At 61.1% G+C, this 18443-nt stretch carries 16 protein-coding genes and 1 riboswitch; of the genes, 8 read left to right on the top strand and 8 right to left on the bottom strand.

What is annotated here, in order from left to right; translation table 11 throughout:
• Positions 1–91 precede the first annotated feature (91 nt).
• A complete protein-coding gene (locus QRN61_RS00950) occupies positions 92–1006 on the bottom strand; it encodes a LysR family transcriptional regulator (RefSeq protein ID WP_285373020.1) in 915 nt (304 codons plus the stop codon).
• Positions 1007–1148: 142 nt separating this feature from the next.
• Between QRN61_RS00950 and trhA the strand changes: the two genes are divergently transcribed.
• Positions 1149–1766, top strand: coding sequence for a PAQR family membrane homeostasis protein TrhA (gene trhA, locus QRN61_RS00945; protein WP_007964065.1), 618 nt, complete (start codon positions 1149–1151; stop codon positions 1764–1766).
• Between the two features lie 43 nt (positions 1767–1809).
• On the opposite strand, the gene QRN61_RS00940 is transcribed toward trhA, so the two are convergent.
• The gene (locus QRN61_RS00940) at positions 1810–2727 is read right to left on the bottom strand and encodes a LysR family transcriptional regulator (protein WP_027610598.1); all 918 of its coding nucleotides are present in this window, start codon (positions 2725–2727) and stop codon (positions 1810–1812) included.
• 108 nt (positions 2728–2835) lie between these two features.
• On the opposite strand from QRN61_RS00940, the gene QRN61_RS00935 reads away from it, so the two are divergent.
• Both QRN61_RS00935 and QRN61_RS00930 read left to right on the top strand, forming a co-directional pair.
• Positions 2836–4077, top strand: coding sequence for a D-amino acid dehydrogenase (locus QRN61_RS00935; protein ID WP_096795745.1), 1242 nt, complete (start codon positions 2836–2838; stop codon positions 4075–4077).
• 41 nt (positions 4078–4118) lie between these two features.
• Entirely contained in the window at positions 4119–5021 is a 903-nt protein-coding gene (locus QRN61_RS00930) for a transporter substrate-binding domain-containing protein (RefSeq protein WP_027610600.1), read from the top strand.
• A gap of 121 nt (positions 5022–5142) precedes the next feature.
• On the opposite strand, the gene QRN61_RS00925 is transcribed toward QRN61_RS00930, so the two are convergent.
• Both QRN61_RS00925 and QRN61_RS00920 read right to left on the bottom strand, forming a co-directional pair.
• Positions 5143–5862, bottom strand: coding sequence for a 16S rRNA (uracil(1498)-N(3))-methyltransferase (locus QRN61_RS00925; RefSeq protein WP_096795744.1), 720 nt, complete (start codon positions 5860–5862; stop codon positions 5143–5145).
• Between the two features lie 142 nt (positions 5863–6004).
• Positions 6005–7411: an adenosylmethionine--8-amino-7-oxononanoate transaminase gene (locus tag QRN61_RS00920; protein ID WP_096795743.1), complete on the bottom strand. Its 1407-nt coding sequence runs from the start codon at positions 7409–7411 to the stop codon at positions 6005–6007.
• A 224-nt stretch (positions 7412–7635) separates the two neighbouring features.
• Here QRN61_RS00920 and QRN61_RS00915 point away from each other — a divergent pair, with 224 nt between their 5' ends.
• The 3 genes from QRN61_RS00915 (at position 7636) to QRN61_RS00905 (ending at position 10933) form a co-directional block, all read left to right on the top strand.
• Complete coding sequence (locus tag QRN61_RS00915) at positions 7636–9417, top strand: flavin monoamine oxidase family protein (RefSeq protein WP_285373019.1); 1782 nt, start codon at positions 7636–7638, stop codon at positions 9415–9417.
• Positions 9418–9756: 339 nt separating this feature from the next.
• Positions 9757–10308, top strand: a complete 552-nt coding sequence (locus QRN61_RS00910) for a cytochrome b (RefSeq protein WP_047596555.1) — start codon at positions 9757–9759, stop codon at positions 10306–10308.
• 31 nt (positions 10309–10339) lie between these two features.
• Positions 10340–10933, top strand: coding sequence for a YceI family protein (locus QRN61_RS00905; RefSeq protein ID WP_096795740.1), 594 nt, complete (start codon positions 10340–10342; stop codon positions 10931–10933).
• Positions 10934–11184: 251 nt separating this feature from the next.
• Here QRN61_RS00905 and rhlE2 read toward each other — a convergent pair whose 3' ends face one another.
• The 4 genes from rhlE2 to ahcY form a co-directional block, all read right to left on the bottom strand.
• Positions 11185–13050 carry an RNA helicase RhlE2 gene (gene rhlE2 / locus QRN61_RS00900; RefSeq protein WP_108591838.1) on the bottom strand — a complete coding sequence of 622 codons (1866 nt, stop codon included), beginning with the start codon at positions 13048–13050 and terminating at the stop codon, positions 11185–11187.
• 221 nt (positions 13051–13271) lie between these two features.
• A complete protein-coding gene (locus QRN61_RS00895; protein ID WP_115988717.1) occupies positions 13272–14084 on the bottom strand; it encodes a substrate-binding periplasmic protein in 813 nt (270 codons plus the stop codon).
• A gap of 146 nt (positions 14085–14230) precedes the next feature.
• Positions 14231–15076 carry a methylenetetrahydrofolate reductase [NAD(P)H] gene (gene metF, locus QRN61_RS00890; protein ID WP_003229047.1) on the bottom strand — a complete coding sequence of 282 codons (846 nt, stop codon included), beginning with the start codon at positions 15074–15076 and terminating at the stop codon, positions 14231–14233.
• Positions 15077–15236: 160 nt separating this feature from the next.
• A complete protein-coding gene (gene ahcY, locus QRN61_RS00885) occupies positions 15237–16646 on the bottom strand; it encodes an adenosylhomocysteinase (protein WP_096795737.1) in 1410 nt (469 codons plus the stop codon).
• 23 nt (positions 16647–16669) lie between these two features.
• Positions 16670–16768, bottom strand: a riboswitch (S-adenosyl-L-homocysteine riboswitch).
• A 196-nt stretch (positions 16769–16964) separates the two neighbouring features.
• Here ahcY and QRN61_RS00880 point away from each other — a divergent pair.
• Both QRN61_RS00880 and QRN61_RS00875 read left to right on the top strand, forming a co-directional pair.
• Positions 16965–17372, top strand: a complete 408-nt coding sequence (locus tag QRN61_RS00880) for an acyl-CoA thioesterase (protein WP_003229043.1) — start codon at positions 16965–16967, stop codon at positions 17370–17372.
• A gap of 174 nt (positions 17373–17546) precedes the next feature.
• Positions 17547–18443 (top strand): formate/nitrite transporter family protein, encoded by an 897-nt coding sequence (locus QRN61_RS00875; protein WP_115988718.1) that lies wholly within the window; start codon positions 17547–17549, stop codon positions 18441–18443.

Here is an 18443-nt window from a genome sequence, read left to right as displayed (position 1 = left end):
TGGGCTGACGCTTTCGCGAGCAGGCTCGCGCCCACAGGGAAATGCATTCCAATGTGGGAGCGAGCCTGCTCGCGAAGGGCGCGACTCGGCCTCAAGCCTGGCGATTGGCATACATCCGACACTCCGCCAGCAACGCCAGCAGATTCGGATCGCGCTCCTTGGCCTTCAGGAACACCACGCCAATGTGCTGCTGCAACCGATACTTCTCCTGCAACGCAATCAGCTTCACCCGGTTCTCGTACACCGCCGCAATCCTTCCTGGCAGCAACGCATAACCCACCCCCGAGCTGACCATGCTCAGCAGGGTGAAGATGTCGTTGACCTGCATCGCCACCTTCGGCTCGAACCCCGCCTGCTTGAACACCCGAATGCCGTCCTGATGGGTGGCGAAGCCTTGGGTCAGGGTGATGAAGGTTTCATCGCGCACCTCGGCCAGATCGACTTCACTGCGTTGAGCGAATCTTGAATCTGCCGGCGTGGCGAGGAAAATGTCGTCGGAGAACAGCGGGATCTGCTCGCAGTCCGGGTCGCTGACTGTGTCGTCCAGCGACACCAGAATCGCGTCGACTTCCATGTTCTTCAGCTTGTAGAGCAGGTCGATATTCGAGCCGAGGATCAGGTCGATGTTGAGTTCGCTGCGACGGATCTTCAGGCCCATGATCAGTTGCGGTACGGTTTTCACTGTCAGCGAATACAGCGAGCCGAGCTTGAAGCGTTCAGCGGAGAACCCGGCGGCTTCGCGAGTCAGGCGCACGCTTTCGACGACGTCGTTGATCAACTTCTGTGCGCGTTCTTCGAGCACGTAGGCGCTTTCCAGCGGCGTCAGGTTGCGTCCTTCGTGCTTGAACAGCGGGCAGCGCAGGGCGCTTTCCAGCGAATGGATCGCCCGGTGCACGCTGACGTTGCTGGTCTGCAATTCGGCGGCGGCGCGCGCCAGGTTGCCGGTGCGCATGAAGGCGAGGAACACCTCGAGTTTTTTCAGGGTCAATTCTTCGTCGATCAGCATGGCGCGGACTCTTTTTGGTATCGACCGATTGTGCCCAATTACCGTGGAGTGCGCAGGTCCGCGTTGAACAGAAACATTGCGCTTTTACGCTCAAGGCCCGAGCCTTGCGCGCTGCGGTAACGAATAACGAGGTGAGCGACACATGTATCACGGGGAAAAACTCAACGCCTGGACGCACCTGGTCGGGGCAGTGGCCGCATTTATCGGCGGCGTGTGGATGCTGGTGATTGCCAGCCTCGACGGCAGTCCGTGGAAAATTGTCAGCGTGGCGATCTACGCCTTTACCTTGCTGGTGCTCTACAGCGCCTCGACCGTGTACCACAGCGTGCGCGGGCGCAAGAAAGCGATCATGAAGAAGGTCGATCACTTTTCGATCTACCTGCTGATCGCCGGCAGCTACACGCCGTTCTGCCTGGTGACGCTGCGCGGGCCGTGGGGCTGGACGTTGTTCGGGATTGTCTGGGGGCTGGCGCTGATCGGCATCCTGCAGGAGATCAAACCACGCTCGGAGGCGCGGATCCTGTCGATCGTGATTTATGCGGTGATGGGCTGGATCGTGCTGGTGGCGGTCAAACCGTTGATTGCGGCGTTGGGCACGGCAGGCTTTGCCTGGCTGGCGTCGGGCGGGGTGTTGTATACCGTGGGCATCATCTTTTTTGCCCTGGATCACCGGTTACGGCATGCGCACGGGATCTGGCATCTGTTCGTGATCGCCGGGAGTCTGCTGCACTTTGTGGCGATTCTGTTTTATGTCCTCTAACTGAAATTGTCCCCAATCTCCCACATTAGATTGTGTTCCCACATCAGACTTGTGCCGAGTGCAGGTTATTGAGTTGTTGTTCAGCTCGCTGACTGAAAATCTGCAGCAGATCGTTGAGCGTATGCGGTGGTGGCTCGCTGGCGCGGGTCACGGCGTACAAAGTGATCGGCAGTGGCGGGGCGAGGGGGCGGAGGGTGGTGGTTGCCACAGAGGCGCCCAGTGCGGTGAACGGATCGATCACCGCGACGCCGGCGCCGGACTCGACCATCGCCCGTGCCAGCGAATAGGTCTGCACGGCAATCCGCACCCGTGGCGGTGGCTCCACCGCTTCCAGATAGCTGTCGAGCCTTGCCGCCAATGGATCGGCGCTGGATAAACCAATCAGCGGCACATCCGCAAGCGCCATCAGTGGCAGCGGTTTGCCGACGTCTGCCGGCGGCCAGAAGTCCTTTGGCGCCAACGCCACCAGCACCCCCGCCGCCAGCGGCTGCGCTTTCAGCCCCGGGTGATCCGGCAACTGCAACGTCAGGGCCACGTCCACTTCGCGCATCAGCAGGTTCTGCATCAACTCGCGGCTGTGGGCACTGGACAGTTCGCAGGCGATGTCCGGGAACTGCGCCGTCCATTGCCGGATCGCCGGTGGCAGCAACGACAGGGCCAGCGCAGGAGTCGCGCCGATCCGCAGGCTGTGGCCGGGTTCGCGGCGCAGGCTCTGTGCCAGGCGCCGCACGCCCTGCAGACTTTCCGTGACCTTGTCGACTTCGCGCTCCAGCTCCAGCGCTTCCGGGGTCGCCTGCAATTTACCGCGCACCCGCAGAAACAACGGAAAGCCCAACTGCTGCTCGGCGTGCTGCAGCACTTTGGTCACCGCCGGTTGCGAGACGTGCAGCAATTGCGCAGCGGCGCTGACCGAGCCGGTCTGGCGAATGGCCTGGAAAATCTCGATGTGGCGAAGGCGCATGGCGAGTCCATAACCTTTGTTTATAGGTCTGGCATCTTTATTCATTGTTCGGCGCTTGTCACCTCACCCTAACCTCAGCCTCGCCTTCACATAGAAATAGGGACGGACATGGCTCAGCGTGTGTGCATCATCGGCGGCGGCGTGATCGGGTTGGCAACGGCCTATGCGCTGGTGCGCGACGGTTTCGAAGTGACAGTGGTCGAGGCGCGGCAGTCCTTGGGCAGCGAAACCAGCTTCGCCAACGGCGGCCAGTTGTCCTACCGCTATGTGGCGCCGCTGGCCGATGCCGGCGTGCCGTTGCAGGCGATCGGCTGGATGCTGCGCGGCGACTCACCCCTCAAGCTGCGCCCGCGTCTGGACCCGGCGCAATGGCGCTGGATGGCGTCGTTTCTCGCCGCCTGCCGCACCTCGGTCAACCGCGAAAACGCGGCGCATCTGTTGCGTCTGGCGCTGTTCAGCCAGAGCACCCTGAAACGCTGGCGCGAGGATGACGGACTCACCGGTTTCAACTGGCGGCGCAACGGCAAACTGGTGACCTTCCGCAATGCCGTCAGCTTCGACCATGCGCGCAAGGGCCTGGCCGATCCGCAGCAACAACAGGTGTTGTCCGCCACCGAATGTGCGCAACTGGAACCGGCCTTGGCCAAGGCGCCGTTTGTGGGCGCGATCTACACGCCGGATGAAGAAGTCGGCGACTGTCACGCCTTTTGCCAGCAGTTGGCGGTGCGATTGAAGGCGTCGGGCCGCTGCGAGTTTCGTTTCGGTCAGGCAGTCAGCGGCATTCGTCACAGCCACGGCGCCGTCACCGCCATTGAGCTTGGCGACGAAACCCTGCCGGTCGACCAACTGGTGATCGCCGCCGGGCACCGAAGCTCTTTGCTGGCGCTGCCCGGCCTGCACGTGCCGCTGTATCCGCTGAAGGGTTACAGCCTGACCGTGCCGATCGGCAACGGGCATCGGGCGCCGGACGTGAGCATCACCGACTACGACCGCAAGATCGTCTACGCGCGCATCGGCGAACAGTTACGGGTGGCGGCGATGGTGGACATCGTCGGTTTCGACCCGGCGGTAGATCCCGAGCGGCTGGCACTGATCAAGCGCCAGGCCCGCGACACCTTTCCCGATGCCGGGAATTACGACGCGGCTGTGGAGTGGGCGGGCATGCGCCCGGCCACCCCCACCGGCGTACCGCTGCTGGGCGCCACGGCGTATCGCAATCTGTGGCTCAACCTCGGCCACGGCGCGCTCGGTTTCACCCTGGCCTGCGGCAGCGGGCAGTTGCTCAGCGAACTGATCGGACAGCGGCGTACATCCATTGATCTGCACGGCTTCAATCCCCGTGCGGCGTGACGGTTTCTGCTAAAACACCCCAACCACAACGGAGAATAACAATGCAAAAAATCACGTTGCTCGGCTGCACACTGGCGCTGTTCATCGGCGCCCAGGCGCAGGCCAATGAAGTGCCGCTGACCGGCGCGCTTGGCAAGATCGCCAGCGCCAACAGCATCACCCTGGGCTATCGCGATGCGTCGGTGCCGTTCTCGTATGTGGGCGATCACACCGGGCAGCCGATGGGGTATTCGGTGGAGCTGGCGGGCAAGATTGTCGAGCGGATCAAGCAGCAACTGGCGTTGCCGGAGCTGAAGGTGAAGTACAACCTGGTGACGTCGCAGACGCGGATTCCGCTGGTGCAGAACGGCACGGTTGATCTTGAGTGCGGCTCCACCGGGGTGACGGCCGAGCGGCAGAAACAGGTCGCGTTCTCCTACGGTTTCATCTACGTAAAAGGGCAGTTGCTGACCGCAAAGGACAGCGGCATTCACAGCTTCGATGACCTGCGCGGCAAGAACGTGGTGACCACCGCCGGCACCACCAACGAGCGCTATCTGAAGAGCTACAACCTCGACCACAAACTGAACATGTTCGTGATCAGCGCCAAGGATCACGGCGAGGCGTTCCAGATGCTGCAGTCGGGACGGGCAGCGGCCTTCTACATGGACGACGCATTGCTCTACGGCGAGCGGGCCAAGGCGCGGGACCCGCACAACTGGGTCGTGGTGGGGGAGGAACAATCGCGGGAAATCTACAGCTGCATGGTGCGCAAGGATGATCCGCCATTCCTCGCGCTGGTGAACGACGCGCTGGCCGATCTGTACAGCTCGGGGGAGATCAACGGGATCTACCGTAAGTGGTTCGAACAGCCGATCCCGCCAAAGGGGTTGAACCTGGAGTTTCCGATGACCAGCGAGTTGAAGGCGATCATTGCCAGGCCAGTCAGTGATCCGGTGGAGTGACAGTCAGACCGAGGGGAAGCTTTTCGCGAGCAAGCCCGCTCCCACAGTAGTTCTCGGGTGTACACAAAATTTGTGCTCACTGGAAATCCAATGTGGGAGCGGGCTTGCTCGCGAAGAGGCCCTAGAAGTCACCCCAAAGCTGCTGAGCCACCGCCAGTGCAACCACTGGCGCAGTCTCGGTACGCAGCACACGTGGGCCGAGGCGGGCGGCGTGGAAACCGTTGCCCTTGGCTTGCTCGACTTCGGCGTCGGACAAGCCGCCCTCGGGGCCGATCAGGAACGCCAGGGTCGCCGGCTTGGCATGGCTGACCAACGGCTCGGCCACCGGGTGCAGCACCAATTTCAACTCGGCCTGGGTTTGTTTCAGCCAGTCGGCCAGCAGCACCGGCGGATGAATCACCGGCACCCGCGAGCGCCCGCACTGCTCGCAAGCGCTGATCGCCACCTGACGCCAGTGCAGCAGGCGTTTGTCGGCGCGTTCGTCCTTCAGGCGCACTTCGCAGCGGTCGCTGAAGATCGGGGTGATTTCCGTCACGCCCAGCTCGGTGGCTTTCTGGATCGCCCAATCCATCCGTTCGCCCCGGGACAGGCCCTGGCCGAGGTGGATCTGCAGCGGCGATTCAATCTGCCCGGCTAACTGCTCGTCGATCTGCACGACGACGCGTTTCTTGCCGACCTCCACCAGCGAGCCGCGAAACTCATGGCCGGAGCCGTCGAACAACTGCACCGCATCGCCCTCGGCCATGCGCAGCACGCGGCTGATGTAATGCGCCTGGGCTTCCGGCAGTTCGTGTTCGCCGGTGCTCAGGGGGGCGTCGATAAAGAAGCGGGACAGTCTCATTTCGGGTCTCTGGAAAGATGTGGATCAGTTGGATCGGTGTCGACTTCATTCGCGAGCAGGCTCGCTCCCACAGGGAAATGCATTCCAGGGTGGGAGCGAGCCTGCTCGCGAAAGCGGCAGTTCAGGCGCCACAAATTCTCAATCAGCCCGGATCACGGAAACCCGGGTGGAAATCCTTCGGCACCGCGACGCTGACGCTGTCCCGGGTGGCGATGTCGATGCCTTCGCTGGCGACTTCGGCGAGGAAGTCGATCTGCTCCGGGGTAATCACGTACGGCGGCAGGAAATACACCACGCTGCCCAGCGGCCGCAGCAGCGCGCCACGCTCCAGCGCATGCTGGAACACCTTCAGGCCACGGCGTTCCTGCCAAGGGTAGGCCTCTTTGGTGGCTTTATCCTTGACCATTTCGATCGCCAGCACCATGCCGGTCTGCCGCACTTCGCTGACATTCGGGTGATCGACCAGATGCGCGGTGGCCGACGCCATGCGTTGGGCGAGCGCCTTGTTGTTCTCGATGACGTTGTCCTGTTCGAAGATATCCAGCGTCGCCAACGCGGCTGCACAGGCCAGCGGGTTGCCGGTGTAGCTGTGCGAATGCAGGAAGGCGCGCAGGGTCGGGTAGTCGTCGTAGAACGCGCTGTAGACCTCATCGGTGGTCAGGCACGCCGCCAGTGGCAGGTAGCCGCCGGTCAGGGCCTTGGACAGGCAGAGGAAGTCCGGGCGGATGCCGGCCTGCTCACAGGCGAACATGGTGCCGGTGCGGCCGAAGCCGACGGCGATTTCGTCGTGGATCAGGTGCACGCCGTAGCGGTCGCAGGCCTCGCGCAGCAGCTTGAGGTACACCGGGTGATACATGCGCATGCCGCCGGCGCCCTGAATCAACGGCTCGACGATGACTGCCGCAACGCTGTCATGATGTTCTGCCAAGGTTTGTTCCATGGCGGCGAACAGGTTGCGCGAATGTTCCTCCCAGCTCATGCCTTCGGGGCGCAGGTAGCAATCCGGGCTGGGCACCTTGATGGTGTCCATCAGCAGCGCTTTGTAGGTTTCGGTGAACAGCGGCACGTCGCCGACTGCCATCGCTGCCATGGTTTCGCCGTGGTAGCTGTTGGTCAGGGTGACGAAGCGTTTCTTGTTCGGCTGGCCGCGGTTGAGCCAGTAGTGAAAGCTCATTTTCAGCGCGACTTCGATGCAGGACGAACCGTTATCGGCGTAGAACACCCGGTTCAGGCCTTCCGGGGTCATCTTCACCAAACGCTCGGACAGTTCGATCACCGGTTGATGGCTGAAACCGGCGAGAATCACGTGCTCCAGCTGATCGACCTGATCCTTGATGCGCTGGTTGATGCGCGGGTTGGCGTGGCCGAACACGTTGACCCACCAGGAGCTGACGGCGTCGAGGTAGCGCTTGCCTTCGAAGTCTTCGAGCCAGACGCCTTCACCGCGCTTGATCGGGATCAGCGGCAGCTGTTCGTGGTCTTTCATCTGGGTGCAGGGATGCCACAGCACCGCGAGGTCGCGTTGCATCCACTGGTTATTCAGGCCCATTTACAGTCTCCTCGAGGCGGCTCGCGTCAGGCGCGGGCAAACAATCGCGCAAGCCTATGCAATGCATCGCGCCGGGACAACCCATTGCGTCGATTGAGCTACTTTGTATGGGCCGATAGACGTCGCTGGCGGCGTTTTGATGGCTGACGTATTCTTCGCGGTTCTTTGGGTCGTCTGACCCGCAAAACTGCTTTTTTCCTACGTGTATTTCCGGAGTTCGCTGAATGTCTGTCGGTTGGCTGCGCGCCTGTGCGCTGGTGATGTTGGGGCTGTTCAGCGTTACGGCGCTGGCCAAGGATAAAACCGCAATCGTGATCGGCGGCGGCCTGTCGGGCCTGACCGCGGCTTACGAGCTGCAGAACAAGGGCTGGCAGGTCACGCTGCTCGAAGCCAAGCCGAGCCTGGGCGGTCGCTCGGGCATGGCCACCAGCGAGTGGATCGGCAACGACAAGACCCAGCCGGTGCTGAACAAATACGTCTCGACCTTCAAGCTGAGCACCACGCCAGCCCCTGAATTCGTGCGTACCCCCGGTTATCTGATCGACGGCGAGTATTTCTCCGCAGCCGATCTGGCGACCAAGCAACCGGCCACCGCCGATGCCTTGAAGCGCTACCAGAAAACCCTCGACGATCTGGCCCGTTCGATCGACGACCCGCAGAACCCGGCCGCGACCAACACCCTGCATGCACTGGACCAGATCAACGTCTCGAGCTGGCTCGACAAGCAGAACCTGCCGGCCACCGCGCGTCAGCTGATCAACCAGGACATCCGCACCCACTACGACGAGCCTTCGCGGCTGTCGCTGCTGTATTTTGCCCAGCAGAACCGCGTTTATCGCGGCGTCTCCGACCGTGACCTGCGCGCCTCGCGTCTGGTCGGCGGCAGCCAGGTATTGGCCCAGGCTTTCGTCAAACAGATCAAGACCATCAAGACCAACTCACCGGTTTCCGCGATCACTCAGGACAAGGACGGCGTGACCGTCAAGGTCGGCAGTGTTGGCTACCAGGCTGACTACGTGGTGCTGGCCGTGCCGCTGCGTGCACTGAACAAGATTGCGCTGACCCCGGCACTGGACGCTCAGCACCTGGCCGCGATCAAGGGCACCAACTACGGCTGGCGTGACCAGATCATGTTGAAGTTCAAGACGCCTGTGTGGGAAAGCAAGGCGCGCATGTCCGGCGAGATCTACAGCAACGCAGGTCTGGGCATGCTCTGGATCGAACCGGCGCTGAAGGGTGGCGCCAACGTGGTGATCAACCTGTCCGGCGACAATGCCCGCGTGATGCAGGCGTTCGGCGACAAGCAGATGGTCGATCAGGTGCTGATCCGTCTGCACGCGTTTTATCCACAGGCCCGTGGCTCGTTCACCGGCTATGAAATCCGTCGCTACAGCACTGACCCGTCGATGGGCGGCGCCTACCTGGCTTACGGCCCGGGCCAGATCAGCAAGTTCTGGCGCATGTGGGAGCGCCCACTGCAACGCGTAGCGTTTGCCGGCGAACACACCGACACCCTGTATCCGGGCACTCTGGAAGGCGCGCTGCGCACCGGTCAGCGTGCGGCCAGTCAGGTTGAAGACCTGGCTGCCGGCAAGTCGTTTGAACCGGTCAAAGTGGTTCCGGCCGCAGCAGCGGCAGGCGCGGCGGGTGCCGTGGCGGCGAAGAAGGGCAACTTCTTCAGCAACCTGTTTGGCGGTTCGGATGACGAGAAGAAGCCAGAACCTGTGAAGGCGCCTGAACCGGCTCCAGCGCCAGTGACTCCAGCGCCTGCACCGGCTCCGGCACCTGCGCCAGCTCCGGTGGAAGCGCCGAAACCCGCCGCTCCGGTGAAAGCCGAACCAGCGAAGAAAGCGCCAGCCAAGTCTGCGGCGAAGAAGCCTGCAGCGAAAACCGACGCGAAGAAACCTGCAGCGAAGAAGGCTGAGCCGGCGAAGAAGCCAGCGGCGAAACCTGCGGCCAAACCCGCAGCAGCTCCGGCGGCAACGACCGAGACCAAGGCGCAGTAAGCCTTGCGGTGAATGAAAAAAGCGCGGCGTTTATGCCGCGCTTTTTTTTGCCTGTCAGATCGCTTTCGCGAGCAGGCTCGCTCCCACATTTGACCGAGCGCTTTCAGAGAGAATGCGATCACCTGTGGGAGCGAGCCTGCTCGCGAAGGGCTCGCTCAGACAACGCAATTCCATTGTCTGGCAACAACATCCCGCCACACTTTTCCCGTTTAATCTTTCCTTAACAAGCCACTTACAGACTCTTGATCGTATTTCTCGATATTTCAAAGCAAAATTTTCCGCTTTAATTCGATAGATAACTCGCTAGTCTTGGTTCGCAGTTCTCACAGGATTTGGGCAATGCAGCTACGTAACTCTGCTTCACGCTATGGTTGGGTCAGCATCTTCATGCACTGGGGCGTGGCGCTGGCGGTCTTCGGGCTGTTCGCGCTGGGTCTGTGGATGGTGGGGCTGGATTACTACAGCAGCTGGCGCAAAGACGCGCCGGATCTGCACAAGAGCATCGGTCTGGTGCTGCTGGGTGTGATGGTGTTGCGGGTGTTGTGGCGCTTTATCAGCCCACCGCCACCGACGCTGCAAAGCTACAGCCGCATGACCCGCATCGGCGCCAAATTCGGCCACGGGTTTCTGTACGTCGGGCTGTTCGCTGTGATGCTTGCCGGTTACCTGATTTCCACCGCAGACGGTGTCGGGATCCCGGTGTTTGGCCTGTTTGAAGTTCCTGCACTGGTTTCCGGGCTACCGGATCAGGCAGACACCGCTGGGGTGATTCATCTCTGGCTGGCATGGGCGCTGGTAATTTTTTCCGGTCTCCATGCGTTGGCAGCATTGAAGCACCACTTTATCGATCGTGATGCGACCCTCACTCGAATGCTCGGTCGCAAAGCCTGAAATTCAACCTCGACTCAAAGGAAAAGAAAGCATGTTGAAAAAGACTCTGGCCGCTCTGGCAATCGGTTCGGCCGTACTGTCCGCGAACGTGATGGCTGCTGATTACACCGTCGACAAGGAAGGCCAGCACGCTTTCGTCGACTTCAAGATCAGCCACCTGGGCTACAGCTACATCACCGGTACCTTCAAGGACATCGACGGCAAGTTCAGCTTCGACGCCGCCAAGCCTGAAGACAGCAAAATCGAATTCAACGTGAAAACCGCCAGCGTGTTCACCAACCACGCCGAGCGCGACAAGCACATCTCCAGCAAAGACTTCCTGGACGTGGGCAAATACGCTGACGCCAAGTTCGTCTCCACCAGCGTCAAATCCACCGGCAAGAACGCCGATGGCAAAGACACTGCCGACGTGACCGGCGACCTGACCCTGCACGGCGTGACCAAGCCAATCGTGGTCAAGGCTGTGTTCCTTGGCGAAGGCAAGGATCCATGGGGCGGCTACCGTGCCGGCTTTGAAGGCACCACCAGCATCAAGCGCTCTGATTTCGGCAAGATGATGGATCTGGGTCCACAGTCCGACAAGGTCGACCTGTACATCTCGTTCGAAGGTGTGAAAGCGAAGTAATTTTCGCCGCCATACAAAAACGCCCCCGGTCGTAAGGCCGGGGGCGTTTTTTATTGCCTGCCACGCCCCTTGTGGAAGCGAGCCTGCTCGCGAAAGCGGTCATTCAGTCAACATCATTGCTGACTGATCCGCCGCCTTCGCGAGCAGGCTCGCTCCCACAGGGGATATGCAGTGATTCAGGGATATTCGTGACGGCATAAAAAAATGCCCCGGCTCTTTCGAACCGGGGCATTTTTCATTGCCGCGATAACTCAGCGATTGCGGGTCAGCAAGGCTGGTTTTTCACCGCGCGGACGGGTCGGCAGTTGATCGAGCTGCTCAGGTGTCGGGAAGCGGTCTGCCTTGGACTCCTTGTGCATGATCTTAGGCCCGGTGCTGCGCGGGTTCTGCACGGCCGGTTCGGCGCGTTGCTGATCATCGCGAGCCGGGCGGCGGTTGCGCGAGGACTCGTCACGACGGCCCTGGCCATCACGCGGAGCACCGTTGCGCGGGCCGTTGCGTTTGCCCGGTGGGGTGCCGGTGCTCGAACCGTTGCTGTTACGCGGGCCGTTCTGGCGACCTTGCGACTGACCGCCGCGTGGAGCGCCTGCACCTGCGCCCTGAGCTGGCGCGCCTGGACGGCGACCACGGCCACCGGCAGGAGCAGCTTTTGGCACGTAATCAACGCGGTTACCGAAGTTATCGATATCGTCGTCGAGGAACTCGTCCGGTGCACGATCAGCCGCAGCGCGTGGTGGCTGGCTCGGACGCTGTTCGCGGGCCGGGGTGCCTTCACGTGGTTTCTGCTGACGGGCAGGGCGCTCGCCGCGTTCGCCGGCGGGTTTTTCCTTGCCCTTGTCTTTGCCTTTGTCTTTACGACCGCCGCCACCGCCGCCGCCATTCGGACCGTCGCCGCGCGGGCCACGGGAGTTGCGCGGGTTGCGCATGTCCGGGCGCTCGCGCACTTCAGGCTTCTCGGCCTCGATGGTGCTGGCATCGAAGCCCATCAGGTCGCCGTCGGCGATTTTCTGCTTGGTCATGCGTTCGATGCTTTTCAGCAGTTTTTCTTCGTCCGGGGCCACCAGCGAGATCGCTTCGCCCGAACGACCGGCACGGCCAGTACGGCCGATACGGTGCACATAGTCTTCATCGACGTTCGGCAGTTCGAAGTTGACCACGTGTGGCAACTGATCGATGTCCAGACCGCGCGCGGCGATGTCGGTAGCGACCAGGATGCGCACTTCACCGGCCTTGAAGTCGGCCAGGGCTTTGGTGCGGGCGTTTTGGCTCTTGTTACCGTGGATCGCCACAGCCGGCAGGCCGTGTTTGTCCAGGTACTCGGCCAGACGGTTGGCGCCGTGCTTGGTACGGGTGAACACCAGCACTTGTTCCCAGGCGCCGGCGGTGATCAGGTGCGCCAGCAGGGCACGCTTGTGGCTGGCCGGCAGACGGAACACGCGTTGCTCGATGCGCTCGACCGTGGTGTTCGGCGGCGTGACTTCGATGCGTTCCGGGTTGTGCAGCAGTTTGCCGGCAAGATCGGTGATGTCTTTGGAGAACGTCGCCGAGAACAACAGGTTCTGACGCTTGGCCGGCAGACGCGCGAGGACTTTTTTCACGTCGTGAACGAAGCCCATGTCGAGCATGCGGTCGGCTTCGTCGAGGACGAGGATTTCGACGTGGGACAGATCGACACTGCCCTGGCCTGCGAGGTCGAGCAGACGACCCGGGCACGCGACGAGGACGTCAACGCCACGGGACATGGCCTGGACTTGCGGGTTCATGCCGACGCCGCCGAAGATGCAGGCGCTGACGAATTTCAGGTCACGGGCGTAGATCTTGAAGCTCTCGTGAACCTGGGCCGCGAGTTCGCGGGTCGGGGTCAGGACCAGTACGCGCGGTTGGCGCGGGCCATGACGCTGGGATTTGTCCGGGTGACCGTTGGGGAACAACCGCTCCAGGATCGGAAGGGCGAAACCGCCGGTTTTACCGGTACCTGTCTGTGCCGCAACCATCAGGTCGCGACCTTGCAACACGGCGGGAATGGCCCGCTGTTGCACCGGAGTAGGCTCGGTATAGCCCGCATCTTCGATGGCACGGACTAAAGCCTCGGAGAGACCGAGGGAAGCAAAGGACATGAGTAATCCTGTTTTAGTTAGGGCTTGGCCCAATGGGAGTCTTGCCTGGCGCGAATCGCGTTTAAGAGGACGCGATCCCGTCCGGTCCTGCTGCGGTTCCGAAGGCACGTCAGGAGCGCTCGCGCGGGCTGAAAGCTGCGCTGTAGCGGGTCGAGAGGCCTGTTACGGTTCCGGGCGTCCGGGCGTGAGCCTGGCGGGAACGCCGGAGTATAACAGAGCAATCACTGCGCGCTGCTTTCCTGCTGCTCAACGGTTTTGCGGCTGGCCGAAGCATTGCCCAGCGGCACGGCATCGACCGGTGCTGCGCCATAGCGTGCGCTGAGCTCGGCGTAGGCCGGTTCGCGCTTGAAACGCTTGAGTTCGGCACCGAAACGCGCCACCAGCAAGTCCATCCCGGCATTGCGTCGAACCGCCAGATATTGGCTCTGACGGCTGATGACCGTGGGGTTTTCGGTGATTTGATCGCGAATATTCAGTTGATCGAGCAAATGCTGACCCACGCGGCGATCGGTGATCAGCAAGTCGATGCGTCCGCGCAGCAGTTTGCCGAAGTTGGCTTCGTGGGTCGGTGCCGGTTCACGGGTAAACAGTGTCGACTGACTGAAATCCGGGCTGTACAGATAGCCCGGCGAAGTGCCGATGGTCAGGCCTTTGAGGTCTTCGAGCTGGCGGAACGGATGGGGACGGTCGTTGGCGTAGAACATCACGAACTCGACGTCCGACAGCGGTTCGATGGGGTAGAGCAGGGTGGCATCGCGCTCGTCGCTGTGAAAGATGTCCAGTGCGCCGTCGGCCTGGCCGGTCTCGAGCATCGACAGGCAGCGCTTCCACGGCAGGAACTGCCATTCGACCTCAATCCCCAGGCGCTTGAACACAATGGCGGTGGTTTCGTAGTCCAGTCCGAGGTTCTTGCCGCCCTCTTCGTAGACGTAAGGTGCCCACGGCTCGGTGACAATACGCAATTTCTCGCCCCGAGCGGCAAAGCTCAGGCAAGCAAAAACCAGCACGGTGAGTAACTGCGCGAAAAAAGGCATGGCTTGAGATTACGACGAGAAACGCGAAAGAGCCAGAAAGTGCCTGCACAAGCTCTAATTCGGGGATTCAAAAGCAAAAAATCGCAGCAACGACACCCCTGTAGGAGCTGCCGAAGGCTGCGATCTTTTGATCTTTCTTTTAGTGCTTAACGTGGCAGCTTCAGGTTATTCCAGATCGCCAGACTAGGCTCAGCCTGGTTCATGGAATAGAAGTGCAGCCCTGGTGCGCCACCTTGCAGCAGGCGTTCGCACATTTCGCTGACAACTTGCTCGCCGAAGCGCTGAATGCTTTGGCTGTCATCGCCATAGGCTTCCAGTTGCTTGCGGATCCAGCGCGGAATTTCCGCACCGCAGGCATCGGAGAAACGCGCCAGCTTGCTGTAGTTGGTGATCGGCATGATCCCCGGCACGACTGGAATATCCACGCCCAGCGCCTGCAAACGGTCGACGAAGTAGAAGTAGCTGTCGGCGTTGAAGAAGTACTGGGTGATCGCGCTGTCGGCACCGGCGCGGGCCTTGCGCACGAAGTTGGCGAGATCGTCTTCGTAATTACGCGCTTGCGGATGCATCTCCGGGTAAGCGGCAACTTCGATGTGGAAATGATCGCCGGTTTCTTCACGAATGAATTCAACCAGTTCGTTGGCGTGACGCAGCTCGCCGCTGGTCATGCCCATGCCGGACGGCAGGTCACCGCGCAGCGCAACGATGCGCTTGATGCCGGCCGCCTTGTACTCGTTCAGCAGGCCGCGCAGGTCGTCCTTGCTGTCGCCGACGCACGACAGGTGCGGGGCGGCCGGTACTTTGACTTCGCTTTCCAGTTGCAGAACGGTGTTGAGGGTGCGATCACGGGTCGAACCACCAGCGCCATAGGTGCAGGAGAAGAAGTCGGGGTTGTACGTTGCCAACTGACGGGCAACGTTGAGCAGTTTTTCATGCCCAGCATCGGTCTTGGTCGGGAAGAACTCGAAGCTGTAGCGACGGTCTTGGGACATGGGAAATACCCTTGGAAACACGAAGCCTGTGAGGCTTGCACCGCCCATGTGGGAGCGGGCTTGCTCGCGAAAGCGGCGGGTCAGGCAACATCAATGCTGAATGACAGACCGCTTTCGCGAGCAAGCCCGCTCCCACAGGGAGAGCAGGCCGCCGCGTCAATCAGTAGCGGTAAGCGTGCGGCTTGAACGGGCCTTCGACGGTGACGCCGATGTAGTCAGCCTGTTGCTTGGTCAGTTGAGTGACCACGCCGCCGAAGCCGCGCACCATTTCCAGGGCCACTTCTTCGTCGAGTTTCTTCGGCAGTACTTCAACGGTCAGACGCTCGGCTTTCTCGGCTGGCGACAGGTCGGCGTACTTCTGGCCGAACAGGAAGATCTGCGCCAGTACCTGGTTGGCGAACGAACCGTCCATGATGCGGCTCGGGTGACCGGTGGCGTTGCCCAGGTTCACCAGACGGCCTTCGGCCAGCAGGATCAGGTAGTCGTCGTTCTGTGCGTCGAAAGCGCCCGGGCCGGTACGGTGGATCTTGTGTACCTGTGGCTTCACTTCTTCCCATGCCCAGTTCTTGCGCATGAAAGCGGTGTCGATTTCGTTGTCGAAGTGACCGATGTTGCAGACAACAGCGCGCTTCTTCAGGGCTTTGAGCATGTTCGCGTCGCAAACGTTGACGTTGCCGGTGGTGGTCACGATCAGGTCGATCTTGCCCAGCAGTGCCTTGTCGATGCTCGCTTCGGTGCCGTCGTTGATACCGTCGATGAACGGCGAAACCAGTTCGAAACCGTCCATGCAGGCCTGCATGGCGCAGATCGGGTCAACTTCGGAGACCTTGACGATCATGCCTTCCTGACGCAGGGACTGGGCCGAACCCTTGCCCACGTCACCGTAACCGATGACCAGCGCTTGCTTGCCGGACAGCAGGTGGTCGGTACCACGCTTGATCGCATCGTTCAGGCTGTGACGGCAGCCGTACTTGTTGTCGTTCTTGGACTTGGTCACCGAGTCGTTGACGTTGATCGCCGGGATCTTCAGCTCGCCCTTGGCCAGCATGTCCAGCAGGCGGTGAACGCCGGTGGTGGTTTCTTCGGTCACGCCGTGAACGCGGTCCAGCACCTGTGGGTACTTGTCGTGCAGCAGCTGAGTCAGGTCGCCGCCGTCGTCGAGGATCATGTTGGCGTCCCATGGCTGGCCATCTTTCAGGATGGTCTGCTCCAGGCACCACTCGTACTCTTCTTCAGTCTCGCCTTTCCAGGCGAAAACCGGGATGCCGGCGGCAGCGATGGACGCAGCGGCCTGATCCTGAGTCGAGAATATGTTGCAGGACGACCAGCGTACTTCGGCACCCAGGGCAACCAGGGTTTCGATCAGCACGGCAGTCTGAATGGTCATGTGGATGCAGCCGAGGATTTTCGCGCCCTTGAGCGGCTGCTCGGAGGCGTACTTGCGGCGCAGACCCATCAGGGCCGGCATTTCCGACTCGGCGATGATGGTTTCGCGACGGCCCCAGGCAGCCAGGGACATGTCGGCAACTTTGTAATCGTTAAAATCTGCAGGCGTGATAACAGCGCTCATGAAGAGCCTCCATTCGTAATGTATGCGAATGGGCGCCGTTGTGCGTTTAGTGTCCGGCCGTGGCCAGTCAACGCCCCATCCGAGCCTGACAGGTTGATCCTGCTGCAGCGCCCCTCGGACAGGTGGCGGGAAAACGGTAGCAAGTGAAGGTTACCGTTTTGAAACGGGGGCGATTATAGCCGTCTAGACTGATCTTCCAAAGGGTTTCTGTCGGCCAGATGAAGATCGCTAATAGCGACCATAGTAGAAGGCTCATGGAGCCTGACCGCTCGGTCTGCCAAGATGGCGCCATCTTTCGGCAAACGCTCAGGAGTGAACATGAATTTCCACACCCGCAAATGGGTAAAACCCGAAGACCTGAACCCCAACGGCACCCTGTTCGGCGGCAGCCTGCTGCGCTGGATCGACGAAGAAGCGGCGATTTACGCGATCGTCCAGTTGGGCAATCAGCGCGTGGTGACCAAGTACATTTCCGAGATCAATTTCGTCAGCGCCTCGCGCCAGGGCGACATCATCGAGCTGGGCATCACCGCCACCGAGTTCGGTCGTACCTCGATCACCCTGACCTGTGAAGTGCGCAACAAGATCACCCGCAAGAGCATCCTCACGGTCGAGAAGATGGTCTTCGTCAACCTCGGCGAAGACGGCCTGCCGGCGCCGCACGGTCGCACCGAGATCAAGTACGTCAAAGACCAGTTCAAGGAAGATGAACTCGTTACCAAGTGACATTGGCGGTGGCTTCATCGCGAGCAGGCTCGCTCCCACATGGATTGCGTTGTACCTGTGGGAGCGAGCCTGCTCGCGAATGCGGTTGTGCATGCACCGAAGATTTATCCGGTCACTGAACAGCCAGGAACCGCAGGGGTCGTAGCTAAAAGCCCCCCACCCGGTTCCCACGCCATGACCACCCCGACAGACGGCAAGACCCCCAACCTCTCGACCGACGAACAACACGAAGTCGAGAAAAACCAGCCGCCCCGCGCGGCGGTTCTGCATGAAATCATCCGCACTCAGGGCGATCAGGAACTGGAGCGCAGCATCGCTGCATTGTGGTGGTCGGCGCTCGCCGCCGGGCTGACCATGGGCCTGTCATTGATGGGCATGGGCCTGCTCAATTCGCGACTGCCCGAAGGTGACGAGTTCAAGGTCATCGCCAGTTTCGGCTACTGCGCCGGTTTCCTCGCGGTGATTCTCGCCCGCCAGCAACTGTTCACCGAAAACACCCTGACCGCCGTTCTGCCGGTGATGACCAAACCGACCCTGGCCAATTTCGGTCGGCTGATACGCTTGTGGGGCGTTGTCCTGTTCGGCAATTTGTGCGGGACGATTCTGGTGGCGTACGTGATGCTCGAGCTGCCGATCTTCGACACCAAGACTGATCACGCCTTCCTTGAAATCGGCCGCAAGGTCATGGAAAACCACGCCAGTCAGATGTTCGCCAAGGGCATCGTCTCAGGCTGGATGATCGCCACCATGGTCTGGATGATCCCGTCCATGGAGAGCGCGAAGATGTGGATCATCATCCTCATCACCTACCTGATGGCGCTGGGTGACTTCACCCACATCGTGGTCGGTTCGGCGGAAGTGTCGTATCTGGTGTTTGCCGGCGAGCTGCCGTGGAGTGATTTCTGGATGGTGTTTGCCGGGCCCACGCTGGCGGGGAATATCATCGGCGGCAGTTTCATCTTCGCCCTGATCAGCCATGCGCAGATCCGCAGCGAAAGCGGGGCGCCCAAGACGGATAAACCGAACTCCGGCAAACCCCGCGAAGATGAATCCGACAGCAAGCCCCGATAG

Source organism: Pseudomonas sp. lyk4-TYG-107 (genome assembly GCF_030209055.1).
Lineage (GTDB): Bacteria > Pseudomonadota > Gammaproteobacteria > Pseudomonadales > Pseudomonadaceae > Aquipseudomonas > Aquipseudomonas putida_A.
Note: the sequence above shows the minus strand (reverse complement) of the source record. Positions and strands in the feature narration are given on the sequence as shown.

What these genes read in the sequence shown, in the direction of transcription:
- trhA (WP_007964065.1), top strand. Translation starts at nt 1,149, where the DNA reads ATGTATCACGGGGAAAAACTCAACGCCTGGACGCACCTGGTCGGGGCA.
- rhlE2 (WP_108591838.1), bottom strand. Translation starts at nt 13,050, where the DNA reads ATGTCCTTTGCTTCCCTCGGTCTCTCCGAGGCTTTAGTCCGTGCCATC.
- QRN61_RS00940 (WP_027610598.1), bottom strand. Translation starts at nt 2,727, where the DNA reads ATGCGCCTTCGCCACATCGAGATTTTCCAGGCCATTCGCCAGACCGGC.
- QRN61_RS00875 (WP_115988718.1), top strand. Translation starts at nt 17,547, where the DNA reads ATGACCACCCCGACAGACGGCAAGACCCCCAACCTCTCGACCGACGAA.
- QRN61_RS00925 (WP_096795744.1), bottom strand. Translation starts at nt 5,862, where the DNA reads ATGAGACTGTCCCGCTTCTTTATCGACGCCCCCCTGAGCACCGGCGAA.
- QRN61_RS00915 (WP_285373019.1), top strand. Translation starts at nt 7,636, where the DNA reads ATGTCTGTCGGTTGGCTGCGCGCCTGTGCGCTGGTGATGTTGGGGCTG.
- QRN61_RS00910 (WP_047596555.1), top strand. Translation starts at nt 9,757, where the DNA reads ATGCAGCTACGTAACTCTGCTTCACGCTATGGTTGGGTCAGCATCTTC.
- QRN61_RS00880 (WP_003229043.1), top strand. Translation starts at nt 16,965, where the DNA reads ATGAATTTCCACACCCGCAAATGGGTAAAACCCGAAGACCTGAACCCC.
- QRN61_RS00950 (WP_285373020.1), bottom strand. Translation starts at nt 1,006, where the DNA reads ATGCTGATCGACGAAGAATTGACCCTGAAAAAACTCGAGGTGTTCCTC.
- QRN61_RS00935 (WP_096795745.1), top strand. Translation starts at nt 2,836, where the DNA reads ATGGCTCAGCGTGTGTGCATCATCGGCGGCGGCGTGATCGGGTTGGCA.
- QRN61_RS00895 (WP_115988717.1), bottom strand. Translation starts at nt 14,084, where the DNA reads ATGCCTTTTTTCGCGCAGTTACTCACCGTGCTGGTTTTTGCTTGCCTG.
- QRN61_RS00905 (WP_096795740.1), top strand. Translation starts at nt 10,340, where the DNA reads ATGTTGAAAAAGACTCTGGCCGCTCTGGCAATCGGTTCGGCCGTACTG.
- QRN61_RS00920 (WP_096795743.1), bottom strand. Translation starts at nt 7,411, where the DNA reads ATGGGCCTGAATAACCAGTGGATGCAACGCGACCTCGCGGTGCTGTGG.
- QRN61_RS00930 (WP_027610600.1), top strand. Translation starts at nt 4,119, where the DNA reads ATGCAAAAAATCACGTTGCTCGGCTGCACACTGGCGCTGTTCATCGGC.
- metF (WP_003229047.1), bottom strand. Translation starts at nt 15,076, where the DNA reads ATGTCCCAAGACCGTCGCTACAGCTTCGAGTTCTTCCCGACCAAGACC.
- ahcY (WP_096795737.1), bottom strand. Translation starts at nt 16,646, where the DNA reads ATGAGCGCTGTTATCACGCCTGCAGATTTTAACGATTACAAAGTTGCC.